Raw genomic sequence first — 14,539 nt, 5'->3', positions numbered from 1 at the left:
GCCCCGGTTTGATGAAGATCAGGGGTGCAGGCGGGCGTTGGCGCGTTCGTGCCAGTCGTCGGGGACGATGAAGCCGCGCTCGGTTTCGACGATGCTGCCGGCGCCGTTGACACGGCCGTCGCGCACCACCGCGATCAGCACCGGCGTGTCGGATGTCTCGAAATGGTCGGCCAGCTCGGCCAGCAGCTGGGCGCGGTCCAGCATCCAGGTGGCGGATGCGGCGCGGAACGGCGGCAGCCATTGCAGGCGCGGCAGGATCAGGAAGCGGTCTTCCTGCATCTGCTCAAGTTCCGACAGCGCGCACCAGAAGCCGCGGCAATGACCGGCCGTGATGCCGTCCATCGCAAAATAAGTCCCGGCCGGATAGAACAGCCAGCCCTTCACCAATGCCTTCGCGCTCGTTACCGGCCGCGGCAGCAGCGCCTGCGCCGCCGGGTGCGAACCCAGCTGCAGCTGGCGGTCGAACACCTTGCGCATCTTGCGGCCCAGGCTGTCGGCCAGGTTGGGACCGACGAAGTTGTCGAAGCTCGCGACCGCATCCTGGCTGACACCGCCATGCAGCTCGCCCTGCAGCAGATAGAACTTGGTGGCGAACTCGATATGCTCGACGCCGTCCGCGCCGTCATCCAGCAAAAAGTCGAACTCGCCGATGGTGGCGTCGCGCGCGGCGCGCACCTGCAGGCCGTGGGCCACCAGCCTGCCCTGCTCGGCAAAATAGAAGGCCATCAGCTTTTCCGCGTACAGGCCGAGTCGGGTATACATCTTGGCGCCCAGCGCCGCGTCCAGCGCGGATGGATCCTGGTCCAGCGCCGCCAGCCAGCACTCGGTTTCCGATGTCATCGGACCGAGGGTGGCGATGCGTCCTTCCCAGTGCGGATCGTGGATGTCGAGCAGATCGGGCGCGTCCAGCAACCAGGCCAGGGCGCGCACCCGGGCGCGCCGCAGGTGGCCCCAGCGGCGCTCGAAGCCGGCCTGGTAGTTATCGGCCGGATTGCGCACCGGACGATCCAGCGGCGCCGCTTGCGGCCCGGGCCCGGCACAGATCGGCCCAGGCCAGGGCCTTGTCGCCGCCGCGTCGCAGCAGCTCGCCCGGATGCAGGGTCGCCACCAGCGTGGCCCGCGCACCCTGCAGCGGGTAGGCGCGGCCGCGCACGCCGGCCAGCGGCTCCGCGATCGGCCGTCCCAGCAGGGTGTTGGCGGCGATCTGCCCCAGGGTCAGCACGGTGCCGGCGCCGGTCAGGGCCAGCTCGCGTTCCAGATAGGGACGGCAGGCCGCCGCTTCTTCCGGCGTCGGCGCGCGTTCGCCGCCGCTGGCGGTGGTCGGACGGCACTTGATCAGGTTGGTGATGTAGACCTCGCGCTCGCGCGTCAGCTCGACCGCCGCCAGCATGTTGTCCAGCAGCTTGCCCGGATCGCCGGCCAGCGGCACGCGGGCCTTTTCGTCGGCCGCGGTCGAGGCCCCGGCCGCCACCAGCCAGCGCGCCTTCCTGGCGCCCGTGCCCGGCACCGGCGCGCGGCCATCGCGGCAGGCGCTGCAGCGACGGCAGGAGGCGATCGCCAGGCCGAGCTGGTCCCAGTCCATCTGTGCGATCTCTTCCGGGGTCGCCTCGGCCGGCAGCGCGGTGTCGTCCCAGGCCAGGTCTTCGGGCGCGACCGGCGCCAGCGCCGATACCGACTGGGCGACCGGCTGCAGCGGACGCGGACCTTGCGGCGCGGGCCGCGTGGGCTGCGTGGGCTGCGTGGGCTGCGCTGGCACCGGCGGCGGCGCGACATCTGCCGGCGCGGGCGCAGGCGCGGGCATGCGCGCCACCGGCTCGGCCGCCGCAGCGACGAACGCATCTTCCGCCGCTTCCGGCGCCGCAGGCGCAGGCGCCGCTTCAGCGGCCAGCACCGGCACCTCAGCGACGGCATCGAGCACCGCCACCGCTTCCCCAGCCGCGGCCGCGGCCGGCGCGGCATCGCGCAACTGCCACAGCGGCGTGATTCCCATCTCCGCCAGGAAGATGGCATCGCGTCCGGCGAATCCGTTCATAGTGTGTACCTCATCACGATCGCATCCTCGCGCTTGCCCTCATGGGCTGGATAATACCCCTTGCGGCGCCCGATCTGCGTGTAGCCGTAGCGCGCGTACACCTGCAGCGCGCGCTCGTTCGACGGCCGCACCTCGAGCAGGATCGAGGCCATGCCCTTTTCGCGCGAGCGCGCCGTGATGCGGTCCAGCAGGAAGCGGCCCAGGCCGGTGCCGTGGCGCGCGCCGCTGACGGCGACGTCCAGCAGATGCGCTTCGTCGACCGCATACATCAGCAGGAAGTAACCGGCCAGCGCGCCTTCGTCCGGCTCGCGCAGCACCCAGCAATCGTAGCCGCTGGCCAGCGAATCGACGAAGTTGGCGCGGCTCCACGGATGCGGGAACACGCTCTGTTCGAGCGCATGCACCTCGTCGATGTCGGCCACCACCATCGGCCGCAGCGTCAGCGATGCCGCCATCAGCCGCCCGCCTTGGCCGCGTTGATCGCCTGGCGTTCGGCGCTGGTATAAGCGACCTTGTTGCGCAGGTAGATCGGCTGGGCCTGATCGGCCGGCACCGCCAGGCCAGCCGCCAGCGCGCGGGCGCCCAGCACGGCCATGTCGCGCGCGTGCGGCAGCATGTCGCCGATCGCGTGCGCGGCGAAGTCCTTGCCGGCAAACGCCTCCGGATAGGCGGCGAAGCCATTGCCGCAGGCGGCCAGGCCGCTCGCCGGCTGCGGTGCGACGTCCTGCGGCGCAGACAGGCGCGGCGCCACCACCTCGACCCAGGCGCCGTCAAGGTAACGGTACTGGGCCCAGTAGACCTCGTTCATGCGCGCATCCAGCACCGCCAGCACCTCGGTGGCGCCGCTGTGCGTGCGGCACGCCTCGGCCATCGCTTCGAGGGTCACCATGGACAGCACCGGCAGGCCGGCGCCGAAGGCCAGGCCCTGGGCCACGCCGCAGGCGGTGCGCACGCCGGTGAAGGAACCGGGGCCGGCGCCGAAGGCGATGGCATCGCAGTCGGCCAGCTTGACGCCGGCCTCGCGCAACAGTTCCTGCACCATCGGCAGCACGGATTGCGAATGGGTGCGCACGCCGGAGGTGTCGCGGGCAAGAACGGTTGCCGGCACGGCGGCGCTGTTGAACAGTGCGCACGAGGCCAGCTCGGACGAGGTTTCGATGGCAAGAATGATAGGCATGCCGTATTTTAACCCGTGGCGCCTGCCGGCCAAAAGCCGTAAAATCCGCCCCATGCCCAGCCTGCTCCTCGATCTTGACACCCGCGACCAGCTCGCCGCCGCCCTCGACGGCGAGGGATGGGTCGTCGCCTGCCTGTGCGCCGCCTGGTGCGGCACCTGCTCGTCCTACCGCGCCGGCTTCGACAGCCTGGCCGCGCGCCACCCCGACAAGACCTTCGTCTGGATCGACATCGAAGACCAGGCCGACGTGGTCGGCGACCTCGACGTCGAAAATTTTCCGACCCTGCTGTTGCAGCGCGGTGACAGGGTCGCCTTCTTCGGCACCATGCTGCCCGATCCGCTGCTGGCCGACCGCCTGGTGCAGGCACAGGCGGCGCTGGCGGACGAGGAATTGGCGCGCCTGGCGGCGTCCAGCGAGGAGCGGCGCGGGTGGCAGCGGGATGCGAATTTGCGTACGTTGTTGGCCAACGCGGAATAACTATTTGGCTAGACGTGGGCACGGGGTGCCCACCCTACGGGCACCACAGATCGTAGGGTGGGCTCCCCGAGCCCACGCTCAACGATCGGTCACGCCAGCCGCAGCGGCAAACTCCGCAAGCGCTGCCCCGTCAACTTGAACACCGCCCCCGCCACCGCCGGCGCCACCGGCGGCACGGCCGGCTCGCCCATGCCTTCGGGCGGTTCCATGCTCGGCACGATCACGGTCACGACCTCGGGCGCCTCGTTCATCCGCAGCACCGGATAGTCGCCGAAGTTGCCCTGCTGGACGCGGCCCTCCTTCAGCGTGATCTCGCCGCCCAGCGCCGCCGACAAGCCGAACACCACCGCCGACTCGACCTGCTGGGCCACGATGTTCGGGTTCACGACGATGCCGCAATCGACCGCGCACACCACGCGGTGCACGCGGATCTGCTTTTCAGTCACCGACACCTCGGCCACCTGGGCCACGATGGTGCCGAAGGACTGGTGCACCGCCACGCCGTGCGCGCGGCCCTCGGGCGCGGTGCCGGCACGGGCCAGCGCGGCATCCAGCACCGCCAGGTGGCGTGGATACTCGCGCAGCAGTTCGCGCCTGAAGGCCACGCCGTCCTTGCCGGCCGCATGCGCGACTTCGTCCAGGAAGCCCTCCTTGAAGAAGGCATTGTGCGAGTGACCGACCGAACGCCAGTAACCGATCGCGACCGGGCTGTTCGCGATCACGTGGGCGATGCGGCGGTTCGGGATCGCGTACTGCATGTCGTACTCGCCCTCGGCGGTGGTCTTGTCCGGACCGATGCCGGGCAGGCCCAGGTTGCGCGGGAAGTACTGGTGGCCGATCGCGCCGCTGACCGACTTGTTGTCCCAGGCCAGCAGATTGCCCCTGGCGTCGAGCTTCGCGCTGAAGCGCGCCAGCGCCTGCGGGCGGTAGACGTCGTGCCGGGTGTCGTCCTCGCGGGTCCAGATCAGCTGCACCGGCTGGCCGCTCAATGCGCCATCCAGGGCTTTCGCGATCGCCACCGCCTGCGCCACCATGTCGGTTTCCAAGCGCCGGCCGAAGCCGCCGCCCAGCAGCATCACGTCCAGCGAAACGTCGCCGCGCTCGACGCCGGCGACCTTGGCCGCGATCTCGACGGCGATGCTCGGCACCTGGGTCGAAGTCCACAGCTTCAGCTTGCCGTCCTTGAGCTGGGCGGTGCAGTTGACCGGCTCCATCGTGGCGTGGGCCAGGAACGGCGCGCGGTACTCGGCCTGCAGCGTCTTCGCCGCGCCCTGCACGTCCTGGCTACCGCTCTCGAAATAGGTGAAGCCGGATTCGCTGTCGAGCAGCTTCGCAAAATCCGCGAAGATGCCTTCGCTGGACAGGTTCGCATGCGGGCTGGCGCTCCAGGTGACGGGCAGCGCGGCGGCGGCCTGCCTGGCCTGCCACCAGGTCTTCGCGACCACCGCCACGCCAGCCCCGGCGCCGGAGAACTGCGGCAAGGCGGACGATACATCGACCACTTGCACCACGCCCGGCATCGCCAGCGCTTTCGCCGCATCGAAAGAGGCGACCCCGGCGCCCACCACCGGCGCCATCTTTACCGCCGCATACAGCATGCCGGGCACGCGTGCATCGATGCCGAACAGCGCGCTGCCGTTGACCTTGGCCGGCGTGTCGCGGCGCGGCACCGGCTGGCCGATCAGACGGAATTCGGCAGGGGTCTTCAGGCGCACGTCGCCAGGCTCGATGTCGGCGCCGACCACCGCCGCGCGTGCCGCCAGCTCGCCATAGCCGAGGCGGCGCCCGTCCGGATGCAGGACGAAGCCGTCGCGGGTCGACAGGCGCGCAGCATCGGCCTGCCACTTCTCGGCCGCGGCCCGTACCAGCATCGCGCGCGCCACCGCGCCGGCTTCGCGCATCGGCACCCAGGCATCTTTCACGCTGGTGGAGCCGCCGGTGAACATCAGCCCCAGTTCGCGCCCGACCTTGGACATCACCCATTGCACGCCCTGCTTGATGCTGCCGCGGTCGTCGGGGTGGAAAGGCAGGTTCTCGCGCAGCACCGTGAGATTGCCGAAGATCTTGTCGATCGGCGCCTGCGAGATGCGCACGTCCGCCAGGGGAGCGTCGAGTTCCTCGGCCAGCAGCATCGGCAGTGCGGTGTTCACGCCCTGCCCCATTTCGCTGCGCGGGACCACCACCGAGACGGTGCCGTCGGGCGCGATCGCGACCCAGCCGTTGAGGGCGACGGCGCCGGCTTCCACGGCCAGCGGGCTGCCGGTGTGCAGGCGCTGGCGCGGCGGCGCCAGGCCCCAGCCGACCATCAGCACGCCACCGGCGGCCAGCCCGCCCAGCAGGAAGCGGCGCCGGCTGCGCGCAGGCTTGCCGGTCCGGCTCTTGTCCTTATTCTGCCCCTGCGAATTCGAGTCGCGCATGATGTTGGTGTCCCCACTGTGCCTGCAATTGCGCCGGCGGCAAAGGCCGGGCATATAAGTATCCTTGCGCGCGACGGCAGCCGTGCCGCAGCAGGAACGCCGCCTGCTCGCCCGTCTCCACGCCTTCCGCGATCACCGCCAGATTCATGCTCTTGCCGAGCTGGATGATGGCGATCGCGATCGCTTCGTCGTTGGCGTCGGTCGAGATGTCCTTGATGAAGCTGCGGTCGATCTTGAGCGTCTGCACCGGCAGCTGCTTCAGATAAGCCAGCGACGAATAGCCGGTGCCGAAATCGTCGATCGCCAGCTCGACGCCGATCGCGTGCAAATCGTTAATATACTGCATCGCATCGCCGGTGTTCATAATGACCGACTCGGTGACCTCCAGCTGCAGGCGGTGCGCCGGCAGCCTGGTCTCGCGCAGCACCCGCTCGACGGTGCCGGCCAGGCCGCCGCGATCGAGCTGGCGGGCCGACAGGTTGACCGCGATCTTCGGCACATACAGGCCGGCCTGGTCCCAGCGGGTCAGCTGGCGGCAGGCTTCTTCCAGCACCCATTCGCCGAGCTGGTTGATGAAGCCGATGTCCTCGGCCAGCGGAATGAAGCGGTCGGGCCCGACCTGGCCCAGCTCCGGACTGTTCCAGCGCACCAGGGCCTCGACCCCGATCAGGCGCCCGCTGTCGATCTCGACCTGCGGCTGGTAGGCCAGCCAGATCTCGTTCTTTTCGAGCGCGCGGCGCAGCAGCGTTTCCAGGCGCAGGCGCTCGAGGCCCTCGCCGTCCATCGAAGGCGCGTAGAAGGCATAGCCGTTGCGGCCGCGCGCCTTGGCCTGGTACATGGCGACGTCGGCGTTGCGGATCAGGACGTTCAGGTCAGTGGCGTCCTGCGGGAACAGGCTGATGCCCACGCTGCCGGTGACGAACAGCTCGTAGCCGGACACCAGCGCCGGCTGCTCGAACAGGCGCATCAGCTTTTCGGCCACCAGGCGCGCGCCGCGCTCGCCGTCCACGCTTTCCAGCAGCACGATGAATTCGTCGCCGCCCAGGCGCGCCAGGGTGTCGCCGTCGCGCAGGCAGCCGGACAGGGTCTTGGCGACCTGCTTGAGCAGCTCGTCGCCGACGTGGTGGCCGAGCGTGTCGTTGACGTTCTTGAAGCGATCGAGGTCGATGAAGATCACGGCCAGCTGCTCGCCGGCGCGGGCCGTGCGCACCATCGCGTGCTGCAGGCGGTCGTGGAACAGCAGGCGGTTCGGCAAGCCGGTGAGCGGATCGTGGTGCGCCAGGTGGTCGAGCTTTTCCTGCGATTCCTTCAGCTTGGTGATGTCGCTGAACACGCAGACGTAATGCGTCACCGTGTCCTCGTCGTCGCGCACCGCGGACACCGTCAGCCACTCGAGATAGACCTCGCCGTTCTTGCGGGTGCTCCAGATCTCGCCGCGCCAGAAGCCGGTTTCGGCGAGGTCGCGCCACAGGCCGTCGTACAAGGCCTGGTCTTCGGCGGCGCTGCGGGTCAGGTTCGATTGCGTGCCGATCGCTTCGATCTCGGTGTAGCCGGTGATCTGGGTATAGGCCGGGTTGGTGGCGACGATGCGGCCATGCACGTCGATCACCATCACGCCATCGGCGATGTGTTCGAGCACCGTGGCGGACAGGCGCAGCTTTTCCTCGGCCTGGCGGCGCTCGGTCACGTCCGCATACACCCAGATGCTGCCGGCATCGGGACGTTCGGGGTCGAGCACGCGCCCGCTCACCTGGCACATGAACAGGCTGCCGTCGCGGCGCCGGTACAGGTGCTCGGTGCTGTAGTCGGCGCCGGTCGGCAGCACCCTGGCGCTGGCGGCGATGCCCTGCTCGTACATCTCGTAGCTCGGGAACAGCGCCGCGATCGATTCGCCGACCAGCTCTCCTTCCGCATAGCCGAACAATTCGTCGAAGCGGCGGTTGGTCGAGACGATGCGCAGGTCGCTCTCCTGGGCGATGCCGAACACCACGTTGTCGAGCACCGCGCCCTGCTCGGCCAGCAGGGCTTCGATACGCATCTCGTTGTATTTGCGCTCGCTGATGTCGGAGATGATGCCGTCGACCCAGTAGGCGGCGTCGCCGCCCTGCGCCACCGGCTGGCCGCTTTCCAGCACCCAGCGCTCGACGCCGGCCGCATCGACAATCCGGTACTCGATCTCGTAGGCGCGCGCGGCCAGCACCGCTTCCTTGGCCAGGTGCCGGCGCATGCGGCGGTCTTCCGGCGCGATGATGTCGGACCAGCGGTCGGTGGTGGTGCTCATGAACATGCGCGCCGGGTAGCCGGAGATGGCTTCGATGGCGTCGCTGACGAAGTCGATGCTGCCGCCGGGACGCGCCCGGAAGACGGCGCCCGGGACCTGGGTCACGATGGTGCGGAAGCGTTCCTCGCGCCGGCCGATGTCGGCGAACAGCTCGCGGATCGCGATCCGCATGCGGTCCATCTGCGCGCCCAGGCGGCCCAGTTCGTCCTTCGACGAGAGCACCAGCGGGGTCTCGAAATCGCCGCGCGAAACGCGGTCGGAAAAGCCGGTCAGGCTGCCCAGCGGCGCCAGCAGGCGACGCTTGATCAGCACCGCGATCAGCAGCAGCGAGAAGGCCAGCTGCACCGCCAGCACGCCGGCATAGCGCCACTGCTTGGCGCGCAGCTCATGCTGGCTGTGGTTGTCGTCCATCTCGACCAGCACCTTGCCGATCGGCTGGCCGTGCACCACCACGCTGCGCTCGGCGCGCAACACCCGGCCCTCGGGCCCGGCGCTGGCGCGCTGGTCGATGAAATCCTCACCCTGGGTCGCGACCTGCACGTGCAGCACGGCCGGATCGCGCATCACCGATTCGACCAGCGAGCGGGCGGCATCGGCGTTCATGTTCCACAGCGATTCCTGCATGCCCAGCGCCAGGATGTCGGCATTGCGCTGCAGGGTCGCGTCGAGATTGGCGCGGGCGGCTTCCTGCTCCTGCACGCCGACCAGGAAATAGCTGCCGACCAGCGCCGGCACCACCAGGCCGCCGAACACCATCAAGAGCAGCGCGCCGTACAGAGAACGTCCGTACAGCTGCGGCAGGCGCAGCGGCAGCACACGCCGGGCAAAAGTATTCAGGGAGCTTGAGGCAGACATGACAGGAGGGCAGTACCCGGAGGCGGTCGCTTTTTTGTGAATATTGGTCAGCTTGTGTTGCCAGATTATGCACACAAAGTTGCTATAAGTCATCAAATACTCATGCCATAGGAATGTAGCGACGGCAAGCGTGACCATGCAGCCACGTTTCGGGCTGCTATGATGGCCGTCTTGTTGATTGATATGGAGGAGTTGACGATGAGCCTGTCGATGTACACCGCTTCGGTGCCGGTCTTCCGGCAGATCCTGGGCAGCCTGGCGGCGATCCTGGAGAAGGCCGAGTCGCATGCCGACCTGAAAAAGATCGAGCCGGACGCGCTGCTGAAGGCACGCTTGTTCCCGGACATGTTCCCGCTGCTGCGCCAGGTGCAGGTGGCGACCGATTTCGCCAAGGGGACGGTGGCGCGCCTGGGCGGCATCGAGGTGCCGCGCTATGAAGACGCGGAAACCGACTTCGCCGGCCTGCGCGAACGCATCGCCAAGACCCTGGCCTTCATCGACAGCGTGCCGCGCGAAGCGGTCGAGGCCGGCGAGGAGCGCGAAATCACGGTCGGCAGCGGCGACAAGCAGCGCCAGTTCAGCAGCGGCCAGACCTACCTGGCGCACTACGCCCTGCCGCATTTCTACTTCCACGCGACGACCGCGTACGCGATCCTGCGCCATAACGGCGTGGAGATCGGCAAGCGCGATTTCATAGGCAGTTTCTGATAAATCAAACCGGGGTCAGACGATGCGCAAGCAGTCTGACCCCGGTTTGATTTTTATCAGGTGTTACGGCGCGGGTAGCCCTGGGCCAGGATGCGTTCCCAGACGCGCTCCTTCTGCTCGGCCGTCATCGAGACCCAGTGCGCCACCTCGACCACGGTGCGGCCGCAGCCGCGGCAGACGTCGTCGAAGGTGGTCGAGCAGACCGCGACACAAGGCGTGTCCGGACGTTCCGGCAAGGGTGCGCCCATGGGATCAGCGGGCCGGTCCGACATCGAGTTTGTCCCAGCCTTCGTGACCGAGCTTCTCCATGGTCTCGATATTCTTCTCGAAGATCGCTTCGGCTTCCGGGAAGGCTTCCACGGCGCGGTCGATGCTCTCTTCGCGCAGCAGCTGCAGGATCGGATAAGGCGCGCGGTTGGTGTAGTTCGAGATGTCGTTCTGGTCGGTATCGGCGAACTGGTAGTCCGGATGGAAACTGGCCACCTGCAACTCGCCGTCGAGCGACATGTCTTCCACCGCGGCGTCGGCCACGTCCAGGAACTCGTTGAAGTCCAGGAAGTCGTTCAGCACGAAGGGATGGATCAGCAGGGTCGTGTCGGTCTTTTCCGGATCGGTGTCGGCCAGGTCCTGCAGCTCGTTCATCAGGGTTTCCAGCAGCGCTTCGGGCGTGCGCGCCGGCGAGACGACGTAGCGCACCTGCTCCTTCACATACACCGACTTGGCAAACGGACACAGGTTCAGGCCGATGACGGCGCGTTCCAGCCAGCGGCGGGTGGCGGCGATGATTTCGTCATCGTCCGCGTTGAGGTTGGCAGTGCTCATGAGGCTCGTTTCCTAAATTGCAAAAGCGCATTGCGCAGAGCCGGCATTGTACGCGCACTTTGCGTGCCCTCATAGATGGACTGGCAAGCCGGCGTAACTTGGCAAGCGGGGCAAGCGGCTCTGGTATTAACGCTTAGTCAGGATTTCCGGCTTGTTTAAATGGCCATGAACCACCTGGACAGCATTGTCTATCTCGCCTCGATCTTGCGTATACCCCCAGGGGTATCCAAATTTCAAGAGCCCGCCTTAACTATGAAAATCTGAACAACACACTCCAATACCCTGTCATTAATTGTCAAAATAAAAGCAGGTGTTATCAAGATGTGTAGTCAAAAAATTTTGTAACCGCCGAGACATATTCCTTGACTGCCGTGATAACTGGTCCGTACACTCCCCTCTTACTCGTCAGTCCTAACCGTTCCTGGACGCAACACTGGAAAGCTATGTACGAAACGACTCGCACCACCCAAGCCCTGGCCATCGCACTGTTTTTGGTCCCCGCGATCAGCCTCGCTGCCGAAAGTTCTTCGAGCACGATCTCGCAAAGCAACCCGGGCATCAGCGCCGCAGCACTGGCCAAACCGGCTCTGCCGACCTCCCTGAACGCCAAGGGCGACGACTACAAGGATCCCGACCTGTGGGGCCGTATCCGCAGCGGCTACGCGATTCCCGACATCGACAATACCCTGGTCGCCAAACACGTCCAGTGGTATTCCAGCCGTCCGGAATACCTGGCGCGCACCTCGGGTCGCGCCTCGCTCTACCTCTACCACGTGGTGCAGGAGCTGGAAAAGCGCGGCATGCCGACCGAACTGGCGCTGCTGCCGGTGATCGAGTCCGCCTTCAATCCGCAGGCGCTGTCCACCGCGGATGCGTCCGGCCTGTGGCAGTTCGTGCCGGGCACCGGCAAGGACTTCAACCTGAAGCAGAACATGTTCAAGGACGAGCGCCGTGGCGTGCTGGCCTCGACCGACGCCGCCCTCACCTACCTGCAGCGCCTGTACACCATGTTCGGCGATTGGCAGCTGGCACTGGCTGCTTATAACTGGGGCGAAGGTAATGTCCAGCGGGCGATCCAGAAGAACCGCGCCGCCGGCAAGCCGACCGACTTCGAGAGCCTGGCCGACCTGATGCCGGCCGAGACCCGCAACTACGTGCCGAAGCTGCAGGCGGTGAAGAACATCATCGCCAATCCGGGCCAGTACGGCGTATCGCTGCCGCTGATCGACAACCAGCCCTATTTCACCACCGTCGACAAGACCTCGGACATCGACCTGGCCGTGGCCGCCCAGCTGGCCGAGATGTCGATCGACGAATTCAAGGCGCTCAATCCGCAGTTCAAGAAACCGGTCATCACCGGCGAATCGACCAAGATCCTGCTGCCGAAGGAAAACGCGGAAAAGTTCCACCTGAACCTGTCGCAATGGGGCCATGCGCTGTCGTCCTGGACCACGCACAAGATCACCGGCGCCAAGGAAACGATCGCCTCGCTGGCCTCGAAGTTCGGCACCACGCCGGACGTCATCCGCCAGGCCAACAACATCCCGCCGCAGATGCGCCTGAAGGCCGGCTCGACCATCCTGGTGCCGAAGACCAGCACCTCGACCGCCGCCGACATCGCCGAGAACATCATCGACAACGCCCAGATCGCGCTCGAAGCCGACCGCGGCGAGAGCAAGCGCAAGGGCCAGAAGCTGAGCGGCGCCCAGCGTTTCAAGGCCAGCGCGGCGCATGCCGTGGCCGAGATCAAGAACCGTGTTTCCGGCGGCAGCAAGCCGTCGGCACGCGCCAACGGCCGCAAGCACCGCTGACCCGACGGGGTCCGTGCCTGCCCCGGACCTTCCCTTCTCACGGCCGGGCGCGTTTTCGTACGCGTCCAGCAGACTTTTCAAAACTGCGGTATAGTGTCGTTTGTGCGCTGCAAAACGCATTCGCAAACAAGCCCAAGCGGTAGTTTGCGGGCCAGACAAACAGCAGCATCGCAGCAGTAGTACAACAGCAGCTTCGCAAGCCCTGGTATCGTTGAAAGATACCCATTCATAAAGCCCTCCCGCCCTGCGTGCCGTCTTCATTGGCACCGTCCCGGCGCAAAGCTTTTGTGCCGAAATTTCTTTCGTTTCCAAGTCATTTCGTTTTGTTGGTTCGCGTTGCTATTTTGCGTTTCCGCAATTTTGCGTAAACGCCCACAGATCTATCGAAAGTACACCAAACAATGAGTTTTGAAGCACTAGGCTTACACACGTCCATCGTCAAAGCAGTGTCGGTTGCCGGCTACGAAAAGCCGACCCCGGTGCAAGAGCAAGCCGTGCCGGCTGGTATCGCGGGTCGCGATCTGCTGGTCTCGTCGCAAACCGGTTCGGGCAAGACCGCGGCATTCATGCTGCCGGCCCTGAACAAATTCGCCAACCAGGAAGCGGCTCCGGCCGGCCGTACCCCTGCGCAGGAAGCGCAGGCCGCCAAGGCACGCGGCGAGCGCGTCCGTTTCAAGCCGGCCCAGCCGAAAATGCTGGTGCTGACCCCGACCCGCGAACTGGCCCTGCAGGTGACCAGCGCGACCGAGCAGTACACCGCGTTCATGCGCCGCATCCGCGCCGTCTCGATCCTGGGCGGCATGCCTTACCCGAAGCAGATGCAACTGCTGTCGCGTAACCCGGAAATCCTGGTCGCGACCCCGGGCCGCCTGATCGACCACATGGAGTCGGGCAAGATCGACTTCTCCCAGCTCGAGATCCTGGTGCTGGACGAAGCCGACCGCATGCTGGACATGGGCTTTATCGAAGACATCGAGAAGATCGTCGCCGCGACCCCGGATTCGCGCCAGACCATGCTGTTCTCGGCGACGCTCGACGGCGTGGTCGGCAACATGGCCCGCCGCATCACCAAGGACCCGATGGTGATCCAGATCGCCAGCGGCACCAAGCGCCACGAGAACATCGTGCAGAAGGTGCACTTCGTCGACGACCTGTCGCACAAGAACCGCCTGCTCGACCACCTGCTGCGCGACGAGACCCTGGACCAGGCTGTCGTGTTCACCGCCACCAAGCGTGACGCCGACATGATCGCCGACCGCCTGAACATCGCCGGCTTCGCCGCCGCCGCGCTGCACGGCGACATGCACCAGGGCGCGCGCAACCGCACCCTGGACAGCATGCGCCGCGGCCAAGTGAAGGTGCTGGTTGCCACCGACGTCGCCGCGCGCGGCATCGACGTGCCGACCATCACCCACGTGGTGAACTACGACCTGCCGAAGTTCCCGGAGGACTACGTGCACCGCATCGGCCGTACCGGCCGCGCCGGCCGCAACGGCATCGCCGTCTCGCTGGTGAACCACGCGGAAGGCATGAACGTCAAGCGCATCGAACGCTTCACCAAGCAGACCATCCCGGTCGACGTGGTCGAAGGCTTCGAGCCGAAGCGTTCGGCACCGGCACGCTCCGGCGCCCGTCCGGGCTGGAAGCCGGGCGACGGCCGCAACGGTTCGGCCAAGCCGGGCCAGCGCAGCTTCCACAAGCCGGGCTCGGGTCCGCGTGAAGGCGGCTTCCGTAGCGAAGGCGGCTACCGCAGCGAAAGCGCACCGCGCGAAGGCGGCTACAACCGTGACGGCGGCCGTCCGGCCGGCGGTGGCTATAATCGTGAAGGTGGCTACAACCGCGAAGGCGGCCAGCGCCGTGATGGCGCTCCGCGCGAAGGCGGCTACCGCGGTTCGCACCCGCGTTCGGCGGACAACGCCCGCCGCACCTTCGGCGACCGTTAATCCTCTGGTTGCATG

The 14,539-nt window shown here is 66.8% G+C and carries 12 protein-coding genes; 4 read left to right on the top strand and 8 right to left on the bottom strand.

Annotation, left to right across the window (positions count from 1 at the left end; all coding sequences use genetic code 11):
* Positions 1 to 18: 18 nt before the first annotated feature.
* From NX782_RS23060 to tsaB, 4 genes are read right to left on the bottom strand one after another with little or no spacing between them, the layout of a single operon-like run.
* The gene (locus NX782_RS23060; protein ID WP_258847838.1) at positions 19 to 999 is read right to left on the bottom strand and encodes a DUF1853 family protein; all 981 of its coding nucleotides are present in this window, start codon (positions 997 to 999) and stop codon (positions 19 to 21) included.
* Positions 980 to 2,032: a uracil-DNA glycosylase gene (locus NX782_RS23055; RefSeq protein ID WP_258847837.1), complete on the bottom strand. Its 1,053-nt coding sequence runs from the start codon at positions 2,030 to 2,032 to the stop codon at positions 980 to 982. The genes NX782_RS23060 and NX782_RS23055 overlap by 20 nt, the downstream gene beginning before the upstream one ends.
* Positions 2,029 to 2,487, bottom strand: a complete 459-nt coding sequence (gene rimI, locus NX782_RS23050; protein ID WP_258847836.1) for a ribosomal protein S18-alanine N-acetyltransferase — start codon at positions 2,485 to 2,487, stop codon at positions 2,029 to 2,031. The genes NX782_RS23055 and rimI overlap by 4 nt, the downstream gene beginning before the upstream one ends.
* Positions 2,487 to 3,209, bottom strand: a complete 723-nt coding sequence (gene tsaB, locus NX782_RS23045; RefSeq protein WP_258847835.1) for a tRNA (adenosine(37)-N6)-threonylcarbamoyltransferase complex dimerization subunit type 1 TsaB — start codon at positions 3,207 to 3,209, stop codon at positions 2,487 to 2,489. The genes rimI and tsaB overlap by 1 nt, the downstream gene beginning before the upstream one ends.
* A 52-nt stretch (positions 3,210 to 3,261) precedes the next feature.
* Between tsaB and NX782_RS23040 the strand changes: the two genes are divergently transcribed.
* Positions 3,262 to 3,687, top strand: coding sequence for a thioredoxin family protein (locus tag NX782_RS23040; protein WP_258847833.1), 426 nt, complete (start codon positions 3,262 to 3,264; stop codon positions 3,685 to 3,687).
* Between the two features lie 89 nt (positions 3,688 to 3,776).
* On the opposite strand, the gene NX782_RS23035 is transcribed toward NX782_RS23040, so the two are convergent.
* Complete coding sequence (locus NX782_RS23035) at positions 3,777 to 6,104, bottom strand: xanthine dehydrogenase family protein molybdopterin-binding subunit (RefSeq protein ID WP_258847832.1); 2,328 nt, start codon at positions 6,102 to 6,104, stop codon at positions 3,777 to 3,779.
* On the bottom strand, positions 6,073 to 9,240 hold the full coding sequence (locus NX782_RS23030; RefSeq protein WP_258847831.1) for an EAL domain-containing protein: 3,168 nt from the start codon (positions 9,238 to 9,240) through the stop codon (positions 6,073 to 6,075). The genes NX782_RS23035 and NX782_RS23030 overlap by 32 nt, the downstream gene beginning before the upstream one ends.
* Positions 9,241 to 9,438: 198 nt before the next feature.
* Here NX782_RS23030 and NX782_RS23025 point away from each other — a divergent pair, with 198 nt between their 5' ends.
* A complete protein-coding gene (locus NX782_RS23025) occupies positions 9,439 to 9,948 on the top strand; it encodes a DUF1993 domain-containing protein (RefSeq protein WP_258847830.1) in 510 nt (169 codons plus the stop codon).
* A 56-nt stretch (positions 9,949 to 10,004) separates the two neighbouring features.
* Here NX782_RS23025 and NX782_RS23020 read toward each other — a convergent pair whose 3' ends face one another.
* A complete protein-coding gene (locus tag NX782_RS23020; RefSeq protein ID WP_370661830.1) occupies positions 10,005 to 10,220 on the bottom strand; it encodes a DUF1289 domain-containing protein in 216 nt (71 codons plus the stop codon).
* On the bottom strand, positions 10,201 to 10,770 hold the full coding sequence (locus NX782_RS23015) for a DUF1415 domain-containing protein (RefSeq protein ID WP_258847828.1): 570 nt from the start codon (positions 10,768 to 10,770) through the stop codon (positions 10,201 to 10,203). Before NX782_RS23015 ends, NX782_RS23020 begins: the two co-directional genes overlap by 20 nt.
* 443 nt (positions 10,771 to 11,213) lie before the next feature.
* On the opposite strand from NX782_RS23015, the gene NX782_RS23010 reads away from it, so the two are divergent.
* Both NX782_RS23010 and NX782_RS23005 read left to right on the top strand, forming a co-directional pair.
* On the top strand, positions 11,214 to 12,581 hold the full coding sequence (locus NX782_RS23010) for a transglycosylase SLT domain-containing protein (RefSeq protein ID WP_258847827.1): 1,368 nt from the start codon (positions 11,214 to 11,216) through the stop codon (positions 12,579 to 12,581).
* A gap of 401 nt (positions 12,582 to 12,982) precedes the next feature.
* Positions 12,983 to 14,524, top strand: a complete 1,542-nt coding sequence (locus tag NX782_RS23005) for a DEAD/DEAH box helicase (RefSeq protein WP_258847826.1) — start codon at positions 12,983 to 12,985, stop codon at positions 14,522 to 14,524.
* The last annotated feature ends 15 nt before the right edge of the window (positions 14,525 to 14,539 follow it).

Origin of the sequence: Massilia norwichensis, from assembly GCF_024753245.1 — a bacterium.
GTDB classification, from domain to species: Bacteria; Pseudomonadota; Gammaproteobacteria; order Burkholderiales; family Burkholderiaceae_D; genus Telluria; species Telluria norwichensis.
This window is presented reverse-complemented; position numbering and strand designations above follow the sequence as displayed.

Excerpts from the sequence above, each read along its gene's own strand:
- NX782_RS23055 (WP_258847837.1), bottom strand. The coding sequence starts at position 2,032 with ATGAACGGATTCGCCGGACGCGATGCCATCTTCCTGGCGGAGATGGGA.
- NX782_RS23030 (WP_258847831.1), bottom strand. The coding sequence starts at position 9,240 with ATGTCTGCCTCAAGCTCCCTGAATACTTTTGCCCGGCGTGTGCTGCCG.
- NX782_RS23025 (WP_258847830.1), top strand. The coding sequence starts at position 9,439 with ATGAGCCTGTCGATGTACACCGCTTCGGTGCCGGTCTTCCGGCAGATC.
- NX782_RS23005 (WP_258847826.1), top strand. The coding sequence starts at position 12,983 with ATGAGTTTTGAAGCACTAGGCTTACACACGTCCATCGTCAAAGCAGTG.
- NX782_RS23010 (WP_258847827.1), top strand. The coding sequence starts at position 11,214 with ATGTACGAAACGACTCGCACCACCCAAGCCCTGGCCATCGCACTGTTT.
- NX782_RS23020 (WP_370661830.1), bottom strand. The coding sequence starts at position 10,220 with ATGTCGGACCGGCCCGCTGATCCCATGGGCGCACCCTTGCCGGAACGT.
- NX782_RS23015 (WP_258847828.1), bottom strand. The coding sequence starts at position 10,770 with ATGAGCACTGCCAACCTCAACGCGGACGATGACGAAATCATCGCCGCC.
- NX782_RS23040 (WP_258847833.1), top strand. The coding sequence starts at position 3,262 with ATGCCCAGCCTGCTCCTCGATCTTGACACCCGCGACCAGCTCGCCGCC.
- tsaB (WP_258847835.1), bottom strand. The coding sequence starts at position 3,209 with ATGCCTATCATTCTTGCCATCGAAACCTCGTCCGAGCTGGCCTCGTGC.
- NX782_RS23035 (WP_258847832.1), bottom strand. The coding sequence starts at position 6,104 with ATGCGCGACTCGAATTCGCAGGGGCAGAATAAGGACAAGAGCCGGACC.
- rimI (WP_258847836.1), bottom strand. The coding sequence starts at position 2,487 with ATGGCGGCATCGCTGACGCTGCGGCCGATGGTGGTGGCCGACATCGAC.